General features: G+C 75.0%; 16 protein-coding genes and 1 other RNA gene. 8 read left to right on the top strand and 9 right to left on the bottom strand.

Features of this window, described 5'->3' with window-relative positions; all coding sequences use genetic code 11:
• Positions 1-1,026, bottom strand: a complete 1,026-nt coding sequence (locus SMD11_RS23670) for an ABC transporter substrate-binding protein (protein WP_087930696.1) — start codon at positions 1,024-1,026, stop codon at positions 1-3.
• Positions 1,027-1,185: 159 nt separating this feature from the next.
• Here SMD11_RS23670 and SMD11_RS23665 point away from each other — a divergent pair, with 159 nt between their 5' ends.
• Both SMD11_RS23665 and SMD11_RS23660 read left to right on the top strand, forming a co-directional pair.
• Positions 1,186-2,589: an HtaA domain-containing protein gene (locus SMD11_RS23665; protein ID WP_087928344.1), complete on the top strand. Its 1,404-nt coding sequence runs from the start codon at positions 1,186-1,188 to the stop codon at positions 2,587-2,589.
• 143 nt (positions 2,590-2,732) lie between these two features.
• Complete coding sequence (locus SMD11_RS23660; protein WP_087928343.1) at positions 2,733-4,373, top strand: HtaA domain-containing protein; 1,641 nt, start codon at positions 2,733-2,735, stop codon at positions 4,371-4,373.
• 430 nt (positions 4,374-4,803) lie between these two features.
• Here the strand turns inward: SMD11_RS23660 and rnpB are convergent.
• Positions 4,804-5,203, bottom strand: an RNA gene (gene rnpB / locus SMD11_RS23655) — RNase P RNA component class A.
• A 117-nt stretch (positions 5,204-5,320) separates the two neighbouring features.
• On the opposite strand from rnpB, the gene SMD11_RS23650 reads away from it, so the two are divergent.
• On the top strand, positions 5,321-5,929 hold the full coding sequence (locus SMD11_RS23650; protein WP_087928342.1) for a hypothetical protein: 609 nt from the start codon (positions 5,321-5,323) through the stop codon (positions 5,927-5,929).
• Positions 5,930-5,936: 7 nt separating this feature from the next.
• Here SMD11_RS23650 and SMD11_RS23645 read toward each other — a convergent pair whose 3' ends face one another.
• Positions 5,937-7,409 carry an RNB domain-containing ribonuclease gene (locus SMD11_RS23645; RefSeq protein WP_087928341.1) on the bottom strand — a complete coding sequence of 491 codons (1,473 nt, stop codon included), beginning with the start codon at positions 7,407-7,409 and terminating at the stop codon, positions 5,937-5,939.
• Positions 7,410-7,575: 166 nt separating this feature from the next.
• Between SMD11_RS23645 and yaaA the strand changes: the two genes are divergently transcribed.
• The 3 genes from yaaA to SMD11_RS36520 all read left to right on the top strand — a co-directional run bounded on the left by yaaA (position 7,576) and on the right by SMD11_RS36520 (position 10,133).
• Positions 7,576-8,373, top strand: a complete 798-nt coding sequence (yaaA, locus tag SMD11_RS23640; RefSeq protein WP_087928340.1) for a peroxide stress protein YaaA — start codon at positions 7,576-7,578, stop codon at positions 8,371-8,373.
• Between the two features lie 440 nt (positions 8,374-8,813).
• The gene (eda, locus tag SMD11_RS23635) at positions 8,814-9,431 is read left to right on the top strand and encodes a bifunctional 4-hydroxy-2-oxoglutarate aldolase/2-dehydro-3-deoxy-phosphogluconate aldolase (RefSeq protein WP_087928339.1); all 618 of its coding nucleotides are present in this window, start codon (positions 8,814-8,816) and stop codon (positions 9,429-9,431) included.
• 261 nt (positions 9,432-9,692) lie between these two features.
• On the top strand, positions 9,693-10,133 hold the full coding sequence (locus SMD11_RS36520) for a hypothetical protein (protein ID WP_234366146.1): 441 nt from the start codon (positions 9,693-9,695) through the stop codon (positions 10,131-10,133).
• A gap of 117 nt (positions 10,134-10,250) precedes the next feature.
• Here the strand turns inward: SMD11_RS36520 and SMD11_RS23625 are convergent, their stop codons facing one another.
• The 4 genes from SMD11_RS23625 to SMD11_RS23610 all read right to left on the bottom strand — a co-directional run bounded on the left by SMD11_RS23625 (position 10,251) and on the right by SMD11_RS23610 (position 14,196).
• Positions 10,251-11,453, bottom strand: a complete 1,203-nt coding sequence (locus SMD11_RS23625; RefSeq protein ID WP_087928338.1) for a bifunctional RNase H/acid phosphatase — start codon at positions 11,451-11,453, stop codon at positions 10,251-10,253.
• A 5-nt stretch (positions 11,454-11,458) separates the two neighbouring features.
• Positions 11,459-12,202 (bottom strand): zinc ribbon domain-containing protein, encoded by a 744-nt coding sequence (locus SMD11_RS23620; RefSeq protein WP_199844088.1) that lies wholly within the window; start codon positions 12,200-12,202, stop codon positions 11,459-11,461.
• Positions 12,199-13,053, bottom strand: coding sequence for a Nif3-like dinuclear metal center hexameric protein (locus SMD11_RS23615; RefSeq protein WP_087928337.1), 855 nt, complete (start codon positions 13,051-13,053; stop codon positions 12,199-12,201). Before SMD11_RS23615 ends, SMD11_RS23620 begins: the two co-directional genes overlap by 4 nt.
• Positions 13,054-13,155: 102 nt before the next feature.
• The gene (locus SMD11_RS23610; protein ID WP_087928336.1) at positions 13,156-14,196 is read right to left on the bottom strand and encodes an ABC transporter substrate-binding protein; all 1,041 of its coding nucleotides are present in this window, start codon (positions 14,194-14,196) and stop codon (positions 13,156-13,158) included.
• Positions 14,197-14,491: 295 nt separating this feature from the next.
• On the opposite strand from SMD11_RS23610, the gene SMD11_RS37110 reads away from it, so the two are divergent.
• The gene (locus SMD11_RS37110; RefSeq protein ID WP_324614769.1) at positions 14,492-16,357 is read left to right on the top strand and encodes a hypothetical protein; all 1,866 of its coding nucleotides are present in this window, start codon (positions 14,492-14,494) and stop codon (positions 16,355-16,357) included.
• Between the two features lie 211 nt (positions 16,358-16,568).
• Complete coding sequence (locus SMD11_RS35960) at positions 16,569-16,733, top strand: hypothetical protein (protein WP_199843936.1); 165 nt, start codon at positions 16,569-16,571, stop codon at positions 16,731-16,733.
• Between the two features lie 71 nt (positions 16,734-16,804).
• Here the strand turns inward: SMD11_RS35960 and SMD11_RS23600 are convergent, their stop codons facing one another.
• Positions 16,805-17,806 carry a 3-oxoacyl-ACP reductase gene (locus SMD11_RS23600; RefSeq protein ID WP_087928335.1) on the bottom strand — a complete coding sequence of 334 codons (1,002 nt, stop codon included), beginning with the start codon at positions 17,804-17,806 and terminating at the stop codon, positions 16,805-16,807.
• Between the two features lie 42 nt (positions 17,807-17,848).
• Entirely contained in the window at positions 17,849-18,925 is a 1,077-nt protein-coding gene (locus SMD11_RS23595) for an alcohol dehydrogenase catalytic domain-containing protein (protein WP_087928334.1), read from the bottom strand.
• Between the last annotated feature and the right edge of the window lie 13 nt (positions 18,926-18,938).

Genomic DNA, 18,938 nt, shown 5'->3' with positions numbered 1-18,938 from the left:
TCACTTCCCCTTCGCGTGGATCTGCTCGACGAGCGAGGTGAGCACGGTGTCCGTGCGGGGCCCGAAGTTGAGCAGGACGCCGTCGTCGACGGAGGCGATCCGGCGGTCCAGGCCCGCCGGGGTCTGGCCGACGCCGGGGATCTTCAGCAGGCCGTCCACGCCGCCGACCGAGTCCAGGCCCTTGCTCATCACGAGGATGACGTCGGGCGCGGCCTTGGCGAGCGCCTCGCTGGTGAGCGGGGTGAAGTCCCGCTTCAGCCCGGACTCCTTGCCCGCGTCCACGCCGCCCGCCGCCTCGATCAGCGAGTCCGCGCCGGAGCCCGCACCGCCGAGGAGGTAGACGGACGCCGAGCCGCGCAGGTAGAGGAAGGCGACCTTGGGCTTCGCGCCGCCGGGAATGCCCTCGCGGGCGGTGTCGATCCGGCCCTGGGTGCGCTCGCGCAGCCGGTCCCCGGCGGTGCGGGCGCCGAGGGCGGCCGCCACCCGGTCGATGCGGGTGCCGACGTCCGCCAGCTTCTTGGCCGGGTCGAGGACGACGAGCGGGATGCCCGCCGCCCGGATCTGGTCGACGGCCTCGGCGGGCCCGGTGGTGGTCTCCGCGAGGACGACGGTCGGCTTGAGCGAGAGCACGCTCTCCGCCGAGACGTCGTGCGCGCGCGTCACCACGGGGAGCTTCTTCGCCTGGTCGAAGGTGGCGGTGATGTCCCGGGCGACGACCCGGTCGCCGAGCCCCAGGGCGAAGACGATCTCGGAGAGCGAGCCGGTGAGCGGCACGATCCGGCCGGTGTCGCGCACGGTGGTCTCGCGCCCGTCGGCCGAGCGCACCGTGGCGGGGAGCCGCTGCTCAGGGGTGCCCGCGAGCGGCTCGACCCGGTCGGCCACCGCGGCCTTCCGCTCCCCGCCACCGGCCGTACCGCCGCCCGTACCGCCGGAGGAACCGCACCCGGCGAGGCCGAGGAGCCCGAGGAGAACGGCCGGAAGTAGCAGCAGGGCGGCGCGTGTTGGGGTGCGGCGCGGGGTAGGTATCGCCGTACCCGCGGACTGCCGTTGATGCACGGTTCCTGCCTTTCGCTCCGGCCGGGGGTTTCCGACCTGATGGGACGTAGCTTAGGTTAGCCTTACCTAAATCGCCATGCGCCGACAGGTGCCTCGCGATGTCCGCCGTCCTGCCCGGAAGGGGCCCCGATGCTGCCGTCCAGACCCGCCCGCGTCCCCGTCGTGGCCCTGCTGGCCACGCTGCTGGCGGCCCTGGCGCCGGCGGCCGGCGCCAGGGCGGCGGAGCGCGCCGAGGTCTCCGGCGGGCGGCTGGACTGGGGCATCAAGTCCTCCTTCCAGAGCTATGTCACGGGCCCGATCGCGAAGGGCAGCTGGGAGCTCCGGGGCGGTGCGGCCACGGTCGGCGACAGCCGGTTCCGCTTCCACTCCGCCAAGGGCTCCTACGACCCCGGCGGCGGCTCCTTCGACGCGGCCTTCTCGGGCGCCGTGCACTTCACCGGCCACCGCAAGCCCGACGGCGGCCACGAACTCGACCTCACCCTCGGCAACCCCGCCGTCCGGATCTCCGGCGGCAAGGGCACCCTCTACGCCGACGTGACGAGCAAGGCCAGGGGGAGCGGCGAGGTCACGACCGCCGGTCACGTGCCCTTCGCCGCGCTCGACCTCTCCGGCGTGGACCTCCGGTCCGGCGGCAGCGCCGTCACCTTTACGGACGTCCCCGCCACCCTCACCGAGCAGGGCGCGAAGGCCTTCGCCGGCTTCTACACCGCCGGCACCGCCCTCGACCCCGTCGGCCTCTCGGCCGACGTCGCGGCCGCCGCCGCGGAGCCCTCGGCGTCGCCCTCGCCCGGCGGCTCCCCCTCCGGGGAGCCGGGGAAGAAGGGCGAGTTCACCGGGGCCGCCGTCGACTGGGGCGTCCGCCGCACCTTCCGCGAGTACGTCACCGGATCGATCGCCCAGGGCTCCTGGAAGCTCGCCGACGGCGCCCAGGACGGCGGCGCGCTCTTCCGCTTCCCGCGCGGCAAGGGCACGTACGACGGGGCGGCCGGGTCCCTCGACGCCGCCTTCGACGGCACGCTGCGCTTCACCGGGAAACACCTCGACCTCACGCTCGCGGGCGTGCGGGCGGAGGTGAAGGACGGCAAGGGCACCCTGTCGGCGGACGTCACCAGCGCCGGTGCGCACAGCGGGAAAAACGTTCCGCTGGTCACCTTCGACGCGTCCGGGCTGAAGGAGAAGGACGGCCTCGCCGCCGTCACCGAGGCCCCGGCCAAGCTGACGGCGCAGGGCGCCGAGGCGTTCGGCCGGATGTACCAGGAGGGGGCGGAGATGGACCCGGTCTCCCTCGCCGTCCCGCTCGGCGCCGGGGCGAAACCGCCTCCGCTGCCGGACCTCGGCAGCGGTCCGAAGCCGTCGCCGTCGTCCTCCGCGTCCTCGTCGTCCGCCTCGTCGCCCTCGTCCTCCTCCTTCCCGGTGCTCCCGGTCGGCGTCGCCGGAGCGGCCGCCGTGGCCCTCGCCGCCGCCGCGTTCGTCGTGGTCCGCAAGCGCCGTAAGGCGTCGGCGGGTTCCACCGCGCCCGGTGCCGACGGCTGACCCACCCCCAGACTCCGCGCCGGCCGCGGCCCCCTCCTTCACCGCGCAGCGGCCGGCGCGGACCCCTCTCCCTCCGATCCCCCCGGATCCCCCCGATCCCCAGCCCCGTCCCCGTTTCCCACGACCAAGGAGACACCCCCGTCATGACCGTCACTTCCCGCACGTCACCCGCCGCGCGCCGCGCCCGCACCACCCGGAGAGGTGCCCTCGCCGTCCTCGCCACGGCCACGGCGCTCGGCGCCACCGCCTTCGCGGTGCCGGCCCACGCGGCGGACGCGGGCGCCAGCAGCGCCCCGGCCCCGAAGGCCGCCCCGAAGTTCGACATCACGGACGGCACGCTCGACTGGGGCGTGAAGGACCGGTTCCGGAAGTATGTGACCGGCCCGATCGCCCGCGGGAAGATCGAGGTCGCGGACGGCGCGAAGCAGGCGCCCAAGAACGGCCCGTTCACCTTCTCCGGCGCCAAGGGCTCCTACGACAGCGCGACGCACGCGGTCACCACCACGTTCAAGGGCAGCGTCCGCTTCCTCGGCCACCAGAAGGCCGACAAGAGCTGGGAGCTCGATCTCAAGCTCGCGGACCTCAAGCTCACGACGGACCCCACGTCCGGCGGCAAGAAGGGCAGCATCACCGCCGACGTCACGGCCGGCGGCACGACGCAGGACGACGTCGCCCTCGCCGCGCTCGACCTGTCGGCGGTCAAGCCGGGCGGCGGTGCGGGTGGCGCCGTCACGTACGCGAAGATCCCGGCGAAGCTGACCGCGGCCGGCGCGAAGGTGTTCCAGAACTACGAGGAGGGCGAGGCCCTCGACAGCGCCACCCTCTCCGTGAAGGTCGGCGCGGCGCGGAAGCCCGCCGCGGACGGCGGGAAGGGCGGCGCACCCGCCTCCGGCGTCCGGCCGGGCGGCCACCAGGGCGGCGCGGCCGACGCCAAGGACGGCGGCGAGACGCCGGGCGTCGCCCAGGCGGCCCCGCAGGACAAGTCCGTCCAGCAGCGGAAGCGGCCGGCCGCGGCGGCCGACACCGCCGGCACGCCGCCCAAGGCCGGCGAGACCGCCGCCACGGGCACCGGCACGGTCAGCGGCGGCAACCTCGACTGGGGCGTGAAGGAGAAGTTCCGGAAGTACGTCACCGGTCCGATCGCCAAGGGGAAGATCGAACTCTCCGGCGGCGCCCAGCAGTCCGGCAGCGCCTACCGGTTCGTCAAGGGCCACGGCTCGTACGACGCGTCCGCCTCCTCGCTCGACGCGGCCTTCGACGGCGCGGTCCGCTTCACCGGCCACGAGGGCAAGCTGGACCTCAAGCTCAGCGACCTCCGGGTCAAGGCGTCGGGGACCACGGGCACGCTCACCGCCGACGTCTCCACCAAGGAGCTCTCCTCCGGGAACGTCGTCAACAGCGACGACCTCCCCCTGGCGACCCTGAAGCTGCCCGCCGGCGCGCTCACCGCGAAGGACGGCGTCGTGACCCTCTCCGCCGTCCCGGCCACGCTCACGGCGCAGGGCGCGAAGGTCTTCGAGAACTACGAGGCGGGCGAGGCCCTCGACCCGGTGACGCTGTCGGCGACGACGGTCCCGGGCGCCAAGCTCCCGGCCGGCGGTACGGGCACGAGCACGGGCGGCGGCGGTGACGTGACCGGTGGCACCCCCGCCGGTTCCGCGTCACTCGCGGCGACGGGCGCCGACGCACCGACGGGCCCGCTGCTGGGAGCGGCGGGCGCGCTGCTGCTGGCGGGCGGCGGGGCGGTCTACGCGACGCGCCGCCGGAAGACCGCGCGGGGCTGACCGGAAGGGGTTTCCTCAGCCCACCCACTCCCCGGGCCCGGGGGCTTCGCGCCTCCAGGTCCGGGGAGCCCGGCTATCGTGGGCCCGCACGGCAGGCGCCGGTCACGGTATCGCTCGCGCGAGGGAGCCCACATGAGCGCGCACCCGGTGGAACGCGGTGACGAACCGGTCATCGAACGCCCGGAGAGAACCGTCTCCGCGCTCAGGCAGGCCCTGGCGCGCGTGGCCCCGTCGAAGCTCCCCCTGATGGAGTCCGAGCGGGACGAGGTGCTCACCCTCGCGGCGGAGACACAGCCGGTGGGCCCCGTCAACGGGTTCCTGCCGCGCTGGGCGGTGGCGGTGGAGATCGCGACAGGAACGGACCTGGTCGCGTCCGCCACGGAAAAGTCCTCCGGCCTACCGGCCGGAGGACTTTGTCGCCGTATGGCGACGGACGAGTCGGCCTGTACGCCGGGTTCTGTCTCCCGGGGGCCTCGCGGCCCTCGGGGAGGCGGCCATCCATCTAGGCCTGCCGTTGCCGACAGGCTCGTGCGGTCTACCCGCGGACTCGGGCTGGCAGCCCTCGAACGTCCGCGCAGGCCGTCTCGCGACGGCCCTCTTGACCTTGCTCCGGGTGGGGTTTACCTAGCCGCCTGAGTCACCTCAGGCGCTGGTGGTCTCTTACACCACCGTTTCACCCTTACCGGAAGCCTCGCGGCCTCCGGCGGTCTGTTTTCTGTGGCACTGTCCCGCGGGTCACCCCGGGTGGGCGTTACCCACCACCCTGCCGTATGGAGCCCGGACGTTCCTCGGGGGATCCGAAGATCCCACGCGGCCGCCCGGCCGGCTCGTCCGCCGTGCCGACCATGCTACCTGCCGGACCGGAGGGCACTTGACCTTGCCGCGGCGTAAGGGTTTCTCATGGTGACCGAGGGGATCACCATGACGACCGGAGAGGACACCCCGACATGAGACGCGCGCTCACCTGGCTCAAGGCCCTCGCCGTCCACGAGGCCCGGGTGTGGCGCGGGCTGGGGCTCTGGGCCGTGCGGCGGCGGGACGGGGTGGGTGGTGCGGCGCGGGGGTTCGGTTACGCGCGAGCTCAGGGGTCGACCATGTACGCGCTGCTGTTCGTGTGTGTCGTCGAGACGGCGGGGATGTCCTTCTTCACCGCCGGCCACCCCGGTCTCCACGAGGTGGTCCTCGCCCTCGACGTCTACACCATGCTGCTCGTCCTCGGCCTGCACGCCGGTTGCGTCGCCCGGCCGCACACCATCGGCCCGGACGGCCTGCGGCTGCGCCACGGCGCGCGGCTGGACGTGCGGATACCCGCCCGTCTCATCGCCTCCGTCCGGCCTGAGCTCCGCTTCCCGACCGGTAACGCGCCGGCCGACGGCGTCCTCGACGTACCGATCGCCGGGCAGACCTCCCTCACCGTGGAGCTGACCGAACCCCTCACCGTCCGCCGCCTCCTCGCCCGGCCCGTGGACGTACGGACCGTGCACTGCCACGCCGACGACCCGGCGGAGGCGGTGGCCGCCCTCCGCGCCCTGCTGCCCGCGCCGACCGGTGCCTGAGCCCGGCTCACGCCGGGGCGAACCAGACCTTGTCCCGGCCCGGTTCCGCCTCGATCACCCGGACGCGCAGCCGGTGCCCCAGCGCCAGCGGAGGCCCGTCCACGTCGCCCTCCACGTGGCCGATCACCGCGGGCTCGTACAGATGGACGGTGCCCGCCGTCGGCCGCTTCTCCTGGATGTCCACCACGTACGCGTCGAAGATCTCGCCGATCCGGTCCCGCAGCAGCGCCGCCTCGACCAGGTCCACGCAGTCCCGTTCCGCCTGGGCCGCGCGCCGGCCGCCGGCCTCCATCTCCCCCGGGAGGGCGTCGAGCGCCGCCCGCACCCACTCGGGGGGCTCGGTGCCCGCGGCCGCCGCCAGGCACAGCTCGCCGGTGTACCGGTCGACGAGCCGGCGCAGCGGCGCGGTGCAGTGGGCGTACGGCGCCGCCAGCGCGGCGTGCGTGAGGGCGGCCGGGTCCGCGGGCAGCGGATGCTCGGTGGGGCGCTCCTTGTCGAAGGCGGTGTAGCCCGCGCCGCGCAGCAGGGCCGTGCACTCCTGGAGGAACGCGGCGTGCTGGGTGTGCGTCGGGTCGAGGGCGCGGACGACGACGGCGTACGGCATGCTGTCGGGCCAGTTGACGCCGAGGGCCCGGGCCACCCGGCGCAGCCGGGCCACCGCGCTCTCCGGGGCGGGCGGGAGCGTACGCAGGATGCCCGTGCCCGAGCGCAGCATCAGCTCGGCCGCGGCGATGCCGGTCATCAGGGAGATCTGGGCGTTCCAGCCGTCGGCGGGCAGCGGTGCCCGGTATTCGAGCGCGTAGTGGTTCCCGCGCCGGACGATCTCCTGCTCCGGCACGTTGAGGGAGATCCCGCCGCGCGTGCGCTCCAGCTCCTCCCGGCGCAGGCCTATCTCGCGCAGCAGCGACAGCGGCTCCTCCGCCGTCCCGGAGTCCACGGCCCGCTGCACGCCCGCGTAGTCGAGCTTGGCGCGGCTGCGGACGAGGGCGCGCCGCACGTCGGTCCGGACGACCTGCCCGTCGGTGTCGAGGTCGAACTCCCAGAGCAGCGCCGGCCGCGTGTGGTCGGGCAGCAGGCTGGCGGCGCCCTCGCCGAGGGCGTCGGGGTGCAGGGGTACCCGGCCGTCGGGGTAGTACAGGGTCATCACCCGGCGGTGCGCCTCGGCGTCGAGGTGGAGGCCGGGCCGTACGAAGGCGGCCACGTCGGCGATCGCGTAGTACACCCGGAAGCCGCCGGTGTCGCGGCGGGCGAGGAACATCGCCTGGTCCAGGTCCATCGAGCCGGGCGGGTCGATGGTGAACAGCGGCAGGTCGGTGGCGTCGTACGCCGGCAGCCGGGGCCGCCGCGCGGCCTTCTCGGCCTCCTCCAGGACGGCCGCCGGGAACTCCCCGGGCACACCCGGCTGCGTGCGCAGCTCGCGCAGGGCCGCCCGCAGCGGGGCGCCGTCCCTGTCGGTCACGTGCATCTGACGGCGGGGCATGACATCGAGCGTATTTCCGGTCGGGGCGGGCGGCACGGCGGGGACGGCGGCGGGCGGCGTTAGGCTCGACGGGGTACGGGCGCCGCCGCCCCCTCGCGGCACCTGAGGGCACGCGGGGCGGACGCCCTTCCCCCACCCCGCCGTCACCCGCTGAAGGAGAACGACCGTGCTCGTGCTGTTGCCGCCGTCCGAGGGCAAGGCCACAGGTGGCACCGGGCCCGCGCTGGAGGTCGGCGGGCTGTCGCTGCCGGCCCTCACCGAGGCCCGCGAGGCCGTGCTGGCGGAGCTGGTCGAGCTGTGCGCGGGCGACGAGGAGAAGGCCGCCGAGGTTCTCGGCCTCTCCCCCGGCCTGCGCGGCGAGGTCGCGAAGAACGCGGCGCTGCGGACGTCCGGGACCCGGCCCGCGGGCGAGATCTACACCGGTGTGCTCTACGACGCGCTCGGCCTCGCCACCCTGGACGCGGCGGCGCGGCGGCGCGCGGAGGAGTCGCTGCTGGTCTTCTCCGGCCTGTGGGGCGCGGTCCGGGTCGGGGACGCCATCCCCTCCTACCGCTGCTCCATGGGCGTCAAGCTGCCCGGCCTGGGCGCGCTCGGCGCGCACTGGCGCCGCGCGATGGCCGGCCCGCTGCCGGAGGCGGCGGACGGGCGGCTGGTCCTCGACCTGCGCTCGGCCGCGTACGCCACGGCGTGGAAGCCGAAGGGCGGGGTGGCGGAGCGGACGGCGACGGTGCGGGTGCTCCAGTCGCGGATCGTCGACGGCGTCGAGAAGCGGTCGGTCGTGAGCCACTTCAACAAGGCGACCAAGGGGCGGCTGGTGCGGGAGCTGCTGACGGCGGGGGTGTCGCCGTCGGGGCCTTCGGAGCTGGTGGGGGCGTTGCGGGATCTGGGGTATGTGGTGGAGGGGTCGGCGCCGCGCGTGAAGGGTGGGGCTTGGGCGCTGGATGTGGTGGTTACGGAGCTGTAGCGGTGACGGGTGCGGGTGGCGGCGGGTGGCGGGCCCTGCGGGCGGCTTGTTCCCCAGCCCCGCCCCTTCCCGATACCGGGGAGATCCCCGGGCCCCCGTTCCGCGCTGACGCGCGGTGGCCTCAAGCGCCGGCCGGGCTGAATGTGCCCCTGTCCGTGGCTGGCTTTCTGCCCGGTTCCGGGCAATGAATCAGCCCGTCTGGGGGCACCTCCCAGCGGTAGCCGGGGGAGTTCGAGGACCGGGGTCCGGGGCGGAGCCCCGCACGCGGCGGAGCCGCACATCGGATGCGGCGGGAAGGGGCGGGGCCGGGGAAAAAGCCCCGCGCAGCGGCACCCCGCCGTCACCCACCCCGCACCGCCACCCACCCCACCCCCACCCACTCTGTTGCACAGGACGCAACCCCCATTGCAACACCCACCGCCCCACGCCAAGATGCCCCCATGCCCGGCATCCTCACCCTCGCCCCCGTCCTCCCCGTGGTCGTCCTGGACGACGTCGCCGACGCCGTCCCCCTCGCCCGGGCGCTCGTCGCCGGCGGGCTCCCCGCCGTCGAGGTGACGCTGCGGACGGAGGCCGCGCTCGGGGCGATACGGGCCATCGCCGCCGAGGTGCCGGAGGCGACCGTGGGGGCGGGTACCGTCCTGGACGCCGGGCACGTGGCGGGAGCGGCCGCGGCCGGGGCGCGGTTCCTGGTGAGTCCGGGGTGGACGGAGCCGCTGCTGGCCGCGGCGCGCGCGGCCGGGCTGCCGTTCCTGCCGGGGGTCTCGTCGGCGTCCGAGGTCATGGCGCTGCTGGAGCGCGGCGTGCGCGAGATGAAGTTCTTCCCGGCCGAGGCGTCCGGCGGGGTGGCCTGGCTGAAGTCCCTCGGCGCCGCCCTCCCCGCGGCCCGCTTCTGCCCGACCGGCGGCATAGGCCCCGGCTCCGCGCCGGACTACCTGGCACTGCCGAACGTCGGCTGCGTCGGCGGTACGTGGATGCTGCCCGCCGACGCGCTCGCGCGCCACGACTGGGGTCGGATCACCCGGCTCGCCCGCGAGGCGGCGGCGCTCCGCGCCTGAGACAGGCGGCCGGCCGGTACCCCCGCCGACGCCCCCACCCCGCCTCCCCCGTCAGCAACAGCCCTCCGCGCGGGGTCGTCCGTAAGGGTCAATCCCAGAACGCGCCATGCCGCGCCACTCCGCGCCAGGGAACGCCACCTCACCCGCCAGGACCAGCGCCTGTGCGGCCGGGCGCCGTTCGCGCCCGGCCCGCGGCGTAGGGAGTTCCGGTACGAAGCGGGTACGACGTCCACACCCACTCGGCGTAGCCTGCTGCCCGCCATGAACGATTTCGTTGACGAAGCACGCTCGCGAGTCGCACACCTGCTCCGGATGGCCAACACCACGGACGACCGGATCAGAGCCCGGATCATCGAATACGCGGACACCACCCCGGAGCCGCCCGTCATGAGCCGCGCAGGGATCGTCACGACCGGTTGCCCGCGGTGTCACAGAACCGCGTGGCGGCAGCACGACGCGGAGGGCCCGGTGTGGGTCTGCGCGTCCTGCGGCCATGTGGAAGGAGTGATCGTGAAGTGCCCCCACTGCGAGATCCCCATGACCGCACCGCCGCTCGGCGCCCCCGACCGCTGGCGGTGCCCGCGGTGCCCGCGGGTCGCGGCGACGGGCGAGAGCGCGCTGAACATCGAAGAGCGTGAACGGCAGCGGGTCGCGGCGCTCGCGGCCCTGGACGAGGCCATCGCGGCACGCGCGGAGGGCTGAGCCGGGCCGGGCCCACGCGCGTACGGGCGAACCGTCACCCTGCTCGGCCGGATGATCCGGGCTGCCGCCGGGCCCACGCGCGTACGGGCGAGCCCGCGGGCGCGCGGGCCCGCCCGCCTAGCGCAGGTGCGACGTGTCGTTCAGCAGCCGCAGCGACGCGTTGCCGTCGGCGTAGTAGGCCACGGCCGACAGCGACGCCGCCGAGAGCTCCATGCGGAACAGGGACTCCGGCGGCGCGCCCAGCGCCAGCCGGACCAGGGTCTTGACCGGGGTCACATGCGTGACCAGGAGCACCGTCTTCCCCGCGTACCGCGCGAGGAGCCGGTCGCGCGTGAGCGCGGTCCGGCGGGCGACCGTCGCGAAGCTCTCGCCGCCGCCGGTCGGGGCGGCCTTGGAGGAGCTCAGCCAGGCGTCGAGGTCGTCGGGGAAGCGCTCCTTGACCTCGGCGAAGGTCAGGCCCTCCCAGGAGCCGAAGTCCGTCTCGCGCAGGCCCTCGTCGACCCGGACCTCCAGGCCCAGGCGCGCGGCCACGGCGCCGGCGGTCTCCTGGCAGCGGCGCAGCGGCGAGGAGACGACCGCCTGGATCGTGCCGCGCGCGGCGAGCGCCGCGGCGGCGGCCTCGGCCTGGCGGCGGCCCGCGGGCGACAGCTCGGGGTCACCGCCGCCGCTGCCGGAGAAGCGCTTCTGCGGCGTCAGCGCCGTCTCGCCGTGCCGGAGCAGGACGAAGGTGGTCGGCGCGCCGAGGTCGGCGGGCGCGGCCCAGCCGACGGGCGGGGCCTTGGGCTCGGCCGGCTCCGCGGCCCCGGCCCGTGCCGACGGCAGCGTGGCCGTGGCCGTCCCGGTGCCGGCCGGGGCACCCGGGCCGGCGGCCAGGGCGGCGCCCGACGCGCCGGGCTCCCACCGCCTGCCGAGCCGGCCAGCGTCCATGGCCTCGTTGGCCAGCCGGTCCGCGTGCTTGTTCCGCTCGCGCGGGATCCACTCGTAGGTGACCCGGCCGGGCGGGAAGACCGCCTTCGCCTCGGCGGCTAGCGGCTTCATGTCCGGGTGCTTGATCTTCCAGCGGCCGGACATCTGCTCGACGACGAGCTTGGAGTCCATGCGGACCTGGACCCGGGCCTCCGGGTCCAGGTCCCTGGCCGCCTTCAGACCGGCGATCAGGCCCTTGTACTCGGCGACGTTGTTGGTGGCGGTGCCGATGTACTCGGCCGCCTCGGCGAGCGCCTCGCCCGTCGCCGGGTCGAGGACGACCGCGCCGTAGCCGGCGGGCCCCGGGTTGCCCCGGGAGCCGCCGTCCGCCTCGACGACGAAGCGCTGCGCCATGGGTCCTACAGCCCCGACTCGGAGGTGCGGACCAGGATGCGGGTGCAGTTCTCGCACCGGACGACCTCGTCGGCGGCGGCGGCGCGCACCTCGTTGAGGCCGGTGATGTCGAGCTCCAGGCGGCAGCCCTCGCAGCGGCGGTGGCTGAGGCGGGCGGCGCCGACGCCGCCCTCCTTGATCCGGATCTTGTCGTACAGCTTGATCAGGGCGTCCGGGATGGAGCCGGCGACGATCTCGCGCTCCTTGGTGACCGAGGCGGCCTCGGCGTCGATCTCGGCGAAGGCGGCGTCGCGGCGGGCGACGGCGTCGTCGACCTTGGCCTGGACGGAACCGACGCGGGCGGTCAGCTCGGTGGCGCGCTCCTGGGCGGACTCGCGGCGCTCCATGACCTCCAGGACGACGTCCTCCAGGTCGCCCTGGCGCTTGGCGAGCGAGGCGATCTCGCGCTGGAGGTTCTCCAGGTCCTTGGCGGAGACGCCGACGCCGGTGTCCAGGCGCTGCTGGTCACGGGCGGCGCGCTGGCGGACCTGGTCGACGTCCTGCTCGGCCTTGGTCTGCTCGCGGGCGGTGTCGCTCTCCTCGGTCTGCGCGGCGACGAGGAGGTCGCGGTGCTGGGTGAGGTCGGCCTCCAGGGAGGCGATCTCGGCGTGCTCGGGCAGGCTCTTGCGCTTGTGGGCGAGCTGACCGAGGCGGGTGTCCAGCGCCTGGAGGTCGAGGAGGCGGATCTGGTCGGCGGGCGCGGCGTTCAGTTGGGGGCTCCAGGTGAGGTGTCGGTGGACGACGCCGCGTGGGCGGTCCAGGGGTCGGTGACCGTGCGGGAGATGTGGGTGCGCAGACCCCAGCCGTGGCGGTCGGAGATCTCGTCGAGCTGGGCGGCCGCCTGCTCGATCCAGGGCCACTCGGTGGCCCAGTGCGCGGCGTCGACCAGCGCGAGCGGGCTCTGCTGCTGTGCCTCGGACGCGGGGTGGTGGCGCAGGTCGGCGGTGACGTAGGCGTCGACGCCGGCGGCGCGCACCTCGGCGAACAGGGAGTCGCCGGAGCCGCCGCAGACGGCGACCGTGCGGACGATGCGGTCCGGGTCGCCTGCGACGCGGACGCCCTGCGCGGTGGCGGGCAGCCGCTCGGCGGCGCGGCGGGCGAATTCGCCGAGGGTGACCGGCGCGTCGAGCTCGCAGATCCGGCCGAGGCCGCGGCGGCCCGCGGGGTCGTCCGGGTCGGGCACGAGCGGGCCGGTGACCCGCAGGTCGAGGGCGCCGGCGAGGGCGTCCGAGACGCCGGGGTCGGCGCGGTCGGCGTTGGTGTGCGCGACGTGCAGGGCGATGTCGTGCTTGATCAGGGTGTGCACGACCCGGCCCTTGAAGGTGGAGGCCGCCACCGTGGTGGTCCCCCGCAGGTAGAGCGGGTGGTGGGTGACCAGCAGGTCGGCGCCGAGCTCCACGGCCTCGTCGGCGACCTCCTGCACGGGGTCGACGGCGAACAGCACCCGGCCGACCGGGGCGCCGGGGTCGCCGCAGACCGTACCGACGGCGTCCCACTGCTCGGCCCGCTCGGGTGGCCAGAGGGCGTCGAGGGCGGCGATGACTTCAGACAGTACGGGCACGGGGAAAGGCTACCTGGCCCTCGTGCCCGTACGACCCTCGCCGGAGGCGGGCGGTCACCCGGGCGGTCACCCGGCCGACCGGGTGACCGGACCCGCGACCGGTTACTTGACCAGGAAGCCGCGGAGATCGTCCAGGACGCTGTTGGCGGCGGTGACGCCGAGGCCGAGGTACCAGGTCTCGTCCTGGACGTCCTTGGCCCGGCCCTCCTTGACCGCCGTCAGGCTCTTCCACAGCGGGTTGTCCTGGGCGGTGTCGCGCTTGGTCTTGTCCGGGTCGCCGTAGACGCCGGTGAAGATCCAGTCGCCGTCGGCCTTGTCGATGTTCTCGGGGCTGATCTCGACCGCGAGCTTGTCGGCCTGCTGGATCTTCGGGCGGGGCAGGCCGGCGTCCTTGAGGACGGTGCCGATGAAGGACTGCTGCGCGTACAGGCGGGTGAACTGCGGCAGGTAGCGCACCATGCTGATGGTCGGCTTCTTGTCGCCGACGTCCGCGCCGAGCTTCTTCGCCTTGGCCTCGTAGTCCGCGAGCTGCTTCTTGGCGTCGGCGGTCTTGTCCAGGGCCGCGGCGTTGAGGAGGTAGTTCTCCTTCCAGGTGAAGCCGGGGCGGATGGAGAAGACGGTCGGGGCGATCTTCGCGAGGTCCTTGTAGTTCTTCTCCGCGCGCAGCTTGCTGCCGAGGATCAGGTCGGGCTTCAGCTCGTTGATCGCCTCAAGGTTGAGGTTGTTGATGGTGCCGACGCTCTTGGGCTCGCCGACGTCCTTCTTCAGGTAGTCGGGGATCTCCTGGCTGCCCTCGCTGGGGGCCCAGCCGACGGGCTTGATGCCGAGGGAGACGACGTTGTCCAGCTCGCCGACGTCGAGGACGACGACGCGCTTGGGCGCCTCCTTGATCTCGGTCTTGCCGAGCGCGTGGGTGATCGTCCGCGGGAACTGGCCGGGCTTGGCGTCGGTGCCGAGCTTCGCGGTGTCCTCGGCGGCCTTGCCGAAGTCCTTGCCGCCCTGGGCGACGGACTTGGAGCCGTTGCCGCCGTCCTTGCCCGCCTGGCCGTCCTTGCCGTCGTCCGCTGAGTCGCATGCCGCGAGGGAAAGGGCGGCTGCCACGGACAGGGCGACGGCGGCGGTGCCGCGGCGGCGGAGGGACATCACAAGCTCCTGGATCGGTGGGTGGCGGTGAGGGGGAAGAACCGGGAAGAGGCGTCAAGAACGCCCCTTCAGCCACTTAGGTTCGCCTTACCTTACAGTCGGCCGCACCTCGCGCAGCACACCCACCTCCCATCGCTCAGGCGAATCGGACATTCGCCACCCTTACGCGTGAAGCGACCTCACTCGCATTGTTCGGCAGGTAGTGCGATAACTACGTTCAGTGCCGGAGGTGACGTTTCTCATGACGGTCTGTGCCCCCCAGAGCACTCCACAGAGCACCCCACGGAGTGCGTCGATGGACATGAGACGCGCGGCGTTCACGATCACAGCGGACGGTTCGTACGCCGCCCGGCTGGCGCTGGACGGCGGGACGGGTGGCTGGTTCCCGGAGCGCTGGACGCTCGACGGCCCCGAGCCCTACGCGGTCCCGCTGCCCGGCGGCCAGCCCGAGGAGCCGGACAGCGAGGTCCTGCCGCTCGCCGACGGCCGGGTCCTGATCCGGCGCCGGGTGGCCGAGCGGCACACACTCGCCCTGCTCTACCCCACCGGCCCCGGCACCGGCGAGCTGCCGCTCGGCTCCGTGGAGTGCCCCCGGCTGTCCCTGCTGCCGCCCGCCCCGGGCGGCTCGGCGGCCTACGGCCTGGTGCACGGCGAGCGGTCGACCGAGCTGTGGCTGCTGTACGGCGGCCGCTTCGGCCCGCAGCGGCTCGCGGACGTGCCGGGGCACTGCTCGGGCGGCGCCTGGCTGGACCGCACGGGCCGGCTGCTGGCCCTCGACCGCGAGCTGGAGGGCCGCACCAAGGCCGTCGTCGTCGACCTGGAGCGGGGCGGCGAGATCAGCCCGCTGCTCCAGATCACCGAGGAGAGCAACGACCGGCTGCTGCTGGCCGATCCGTACAGCGGCCTCCTGCTCGTCCGGTCCGACGCGCCCGGCGGCGACCGTCTCGGCTGGGGGGTGCTCGGCTCCACGCGCCCGGTGCGCTTCCCCGAGTGCCTGCACCTGCCCCATGTCGTCCTCACGCCCTTCGCCGCGCAGCCGGGCCAGGAGCTGGCGCCGGAGGGGTGCGCGGTGGCCTTCCGGATCGAGGGGCCGTCGGGCAGCTGGGTCGGGGTGTGGCGGGCGTCGGCCCGGCAGCTCCAGCAGTTCCCCGGCCCGGCCGGCTGGCTGGTGGGCACGGGCCTGTGGACCCCGGGCGGCGAGCTGCGGCTGCCGTATGTGACGCCCTACGTCCGCTGCGGGCTGGCGCGGCTGCGGCTGCCGGTCGCGCGGGCGGAGGACGGGGCGCGCGAGGGCGCCGGGCGCGACGGCGGGGCCGGGCAGGAGGGACAGGTCCGGCAGGCAGGGCACGGGGGGCCGGGCGGGCCGGACGGGGCGAGCGGGCCCGGCGGTCCGGGCCGTCCGGGCGGGCCCGGTGACGGAAGCCGGGCGGGCGGCATGGGTGACGCCGGCTCAAGCGTCGGCGGGGGCGGCGTCCGCGAGGCCGCCGCGCCGGAGGCGGGGCGGGAGCCCGACACTCCCCCGGCCCCCGCGGGCGACCCGGTGCGGAGCGGCCCGCCCCCGGGCCCCCCGCAGGGGCCGGTGGCGGCACCACCGCCCCCGCGGCACCCGGAACCCGCCACGGCGGTCACGCCCGCGGGCGGCACACCCGCGGCCACCGCGCCGGGGACCTCCGCACCCCCCACGGCCACCGCGCCCGTCACACCCGTCACACCCGTCACACCCGTGCCGTCCGTGACGTCCATGCCGCCCGTGGCGCCCCCGCCCAGGGCGGACCGGCCGGCGACTTCCGCGGTTCCGGGCCCGGCCGCCCCGGCAACCACACCTCCCACTCCACTCACCCCTCTTACTCCCCTTACCCCTCTCACATCCGTACCGCCCGTACCGCCCGTCATGCCCCCCACGCCCGTCGAGCCCCTGGAGCCCCCGGTGACGGCCGGGGTGTGGACGGCCGTGCCGCCCAGCGCGTTCCCCGGGCGCCCGGCGGCGATGCCGGGAGCGTGGTCCGCGGCCGCCCGGAGCGGCCAGGGCCCGCTGTGCGAGCCGCTCCTGACGCACGGTCCGGACGGCTCGCCGCCGCACCGCCCGGTCCCGCTCCAGCAGGCGCCGCTCCAGCAGGGGCTGCTCCGGCAGGGCCCGCTGGACCGCCGGACGCACCCGTGACGGGGCGACGACGCGCCGGTGGACCGGGTGGCTAGGCGATCAAGGTCCCGTTAGAATCGGGCGGGGGTTGCGCAGCTGTACCGCACGGCGCCGGTGGTGGGCCGAACGGTCGTGCGCGAGAAGCGAGTTGACGTCCGTCGACGCCGTGCGCCACTGCCGCGGCCCCCGACGCGCCCAGCACGCAAGCCCATCCGACGGAGTGACTTTCCCCATGCCCGACGCCCGAACCGACACGACCGAGGCGCGCCCCTTCGAGGCGTCCGCCCAGGCCGCAGCCACCGGCTCCGGCAGGCACCGCGGTCCGGCTTCCCCGGACGACGACAGCGCCTCCGCGCACGCCCACGGCAAGCACCGCCGCACGGCGGACAGCCGCTGAGCCGAGCCACGACGGCACGCGCCCTGGCCCCCCGGCACCGTCCGGGGGGCCAGGGCCGTTCCGGCCCCGGTTCAGCCCCGGTCCGGTCCTTCCCCGGACCCGCCGCGCCGCAGCCCCAGCACCTCCGTCGCCGCGAACCCCTCCTCCGGCGGCCGCCCCGCGTAATAAGGGGTCAGCAGCCCGTCCAGCTCGGCCACGCTGAAGACGTCCCCGGCGGTGTCGAACCTCGCCGCGACCCTGGGGCGCTCCACGACGGCGACCATGCCGCCGTGCACGACGAACACCTGCCCGCTCACCCCGGCGGCGGCCGGCGAGGCCAGATAGCCGACCAGCGGTGAGACGTGCCCCGGGTCCAGCACGTCCGTACCCGCGGCGCCGCCCTCCGGCGCCGCTCCCCCGCCGACGCCCGCGAAGACGTCCTCGGTCATCCGCGTCCTGGCCCGTGGGCAGATGGCGTTCACCGTCACCCCGTACTTGCGCAGTGCCGCGGCCGTCGAGGTGGTGAGCCCGACGACGCCGCCCTTGGCGGCGGCGTAGTTGGGCTGGCCCGCCGAACCGGCGAGGAACGCCTCGGAGGAGGTGTTGACGACCCGTCCGTACACCGGCCCGCCGGTGGCCTTCGCGCGCTCCCGCCAGTGCGCGGCGGCGAACCGCAGTGTGGCGAAGTGGCCCTTGAGGTGCACGCGGACGACGGAGTCCCACTCGTCCTCGGTCATGGAGAAGACCATGCGGTCGCGCAGGATGCCCGCGTTGTTGACCAGGATGTCGAGCCCGCCCCCGGTCTCGGCCCCGATGTCCGCCGCCAGCCGTACGAGCTCCCGGGCGGCGTCGAAGTCGGCGACGTCCCCCGCGTGGGCCGTGGCCAGGCCGCCGGCCGCGCGGATCTCGGCGACGGCCTCCTCCGCGGGCCCGGCGGACGCCTCCCCGGAGCCGTCGCGGCCCGGCTTCCCGTGGTCGTTGACGACCACGTGGGCGCCGAGCGCGGCCAGCTGCCGGGCCTCCGCCCGGCCGAGGCCCCGGCCGGCGCCGGTGACGATCGCGGTCCGGCCGGCGAGCGGCCGCTCTGCTGTCATTCCCGGTCCCCTCCGTCTCTCGGCTGCTTCTCCCCGTGCCGTTCAGATCTCCACGCAGGTGCGCAGCGCCTCCCCCGAGCGCATCTGGTCGACGGCGTCGTTGACCCCGGCGAGCGGTACCCGGTGGGTGATGAGGCCCGCGAGGTCGACGCGGCCCGCCCGCCAGAGGGCGATGGCCCGCCCGTACGCGCGCAGGACGTCGCCGCCGCCGAAGAGCGAGGGCAGGATCCGCTTCTCGTCGAGGAACAGCTCGAACATGCTGATCTTGAGGAAGTCGTCCGCCGCGCCCGCCCCGACGACGCAGACGGTGCCGCCGCGCCGGGTCGCCTCGTAGGCGGTGCGGGCGGTGGCGGAGTTCCCGACGGCCTCGAAGACGTAGTCGAAGCCCTCGCCCCCGGTGATCCGGGAGCGGGCGTCGCCGAGGCCCTCGGGCGGCACGGCCTCCGTGGCGCCGAACCGCAGGACGGCCTCGCGCCGGGCGGGTGTCGGATCGACGGCGACGATCTGCGCGGCGCCGGCGGCCCGGGCGCCCTGCACGACGCTGACGCCGACGCCGCCGCAGCCGATGACCGCGACCGAGGAACCGGCCGCCACGCGCGCCGTGTCGAGGGCGGCGCCGAGGCCGGTCGTGACGCCGCAGCCGATCAGCGCGGCGATGTCGTAGGGGACGTCGTCGGGGATGGGCACCGCGCAGCCGGCGTGCACGACGAGTTCCTCGGCGAAGGTGCCGGTGCCGGCGAACCCGAAGAGGTCGGTGCCGGCCCGCCGGAAGGAGGGGGTGCCGGCGTGCGCGAACCCGGACAGGCACAGGTGCGACTGACCGCGCCGGCACGCGGGACAGCCGCCGCAGGCGGGCAGCCAGCACAGGAGGACCCGGTCGCCGGGCGACAGGCCGGTGACGCCGTCGCCGGCCTCGACGACCTCGCCGGCGCCCTCGTGGCCGGGGACTAGGGGCGCGGGCTGCGGCAGCACCCCGGACATGGCGGAGAGGTCGGAGTGGCAGAGCCCGGCGGCCCGCATGCGCAGCCGCACCTTGCCGGGTCCGAAGCCCACGGTCTCGACGTCGTCGTGGATCTCCAGTTTGTCCTGGCCTGTCTCGTGCAGTACGGCAGCGCGCATGGTGCGACTCCCT

It is taken from the genome of Streptomyces albireticuli, from assembly GCF_002192455.1.
In the GTDB taxonomy this organism is placed as follows: Bacteria; Actinomycetota; Actinomycetes; order Streptomycetales; family Streptomycetaceae; genus Streptomyces; species Streptomyces albireticuli_B.
Note: the sequence above shows the minus strand (reverse complement) of the source record. Positions and strands in the feature narration are given on the sequence as shown.

What these genes read in the sequence shown, in the direction of transcription:
- SMD11_RS23665 (WP_087928344.1), top strand. Translation starts at nt 1,186, where the DNA reads ATGCTGCCGTCCAGACCCGCCCGCGTCCCCGTCGTGGCCCTGCTGGCC.
- SMD11_RS23660 (WP_087928343.1), top strand. Translation starts at nt 2,733, where the DNA reads ATGACCGTCACTTCCCGCACGTCACCCGCCGCGCGCCGCGCCCGCACC.
- SMD11_RS23650 (WP_087928342.1), top strand. Translation starts at nt 5,321, where the DNA reads ATGAGACGCGCGCTCACCTGGCTCAAGGCCCTCGCCGTCCACGAGGCC.
- SMD11_RS23645 (WP_087928341.1), bottom strand. Translation starts at nt 7,409, where the DNA reads ATGCCCCGCCGTCAGATGCACGTGACCGACAGGGACGGCGCCCCGCTG.
- eda (WP_087928339.1), top strand. Translation starts at nt 8,814, where the DNA reads ATGCCCGGCATCCTCACCCTCGCCCCCGTCCTCCCCGTGGTCGTCCTG.
- SMD11_RS36520 (WP_234366146.1), top strand. Translation starts at nt 9,693, where the DNA reads ATGAACGATTTCGTTGACGAAGCACGCTCGCGAGTCGCACACCTGCTC.
- SMD11_RS23625 (WP_087928338.1), bottom strand. Translation starts at nt 11,453, where the DNA reads ATGGCGCAGCGCTTCGTCGTCGAGGCGGACGGCGGCTCCCGGGGCAAC.
- SMD11_RS23610 (WP_087928336.1), bottom strand. Translation starts at nt 14,196, where the DNA reads ATGTCCCTCCGCCGCCGCGGCACCGCCGCCGTCGCCCTGTCCGTGGCA.
- SMD11_RS37110 (WP_324614769.1), top strand. Translation starts at nt 14,492, where the DNA reads ATGGACATGAGACGCGCGGCGTTCACGATCACAGCGGACGGTTCGTAC.
- SMD11_RS35960 (WP_199843936.1), top strand. Translation starts at nt 16,569, where the DNA reads ATGCCCGACGCCCGAACCGACACGACCGAGGCGCGCCCCTTCGAGGCG.
- SMD11_RS23600 (WP_087928335.1), bottom strand. Translation starts at nt 17,806, where the DNA reads ATGACAGCAGAGCGGCCGCTCGCCGGCCGGACCGCGATCGTCACCGGC.
- SMD11_RS23595 (WP_087928334.1), bottom strand. Translation starts at nt 18,925, where the DNA reads ATGCGCGCTGCCGTACTGCACGAGACAGGCCAGGACAAACTGGAGATC.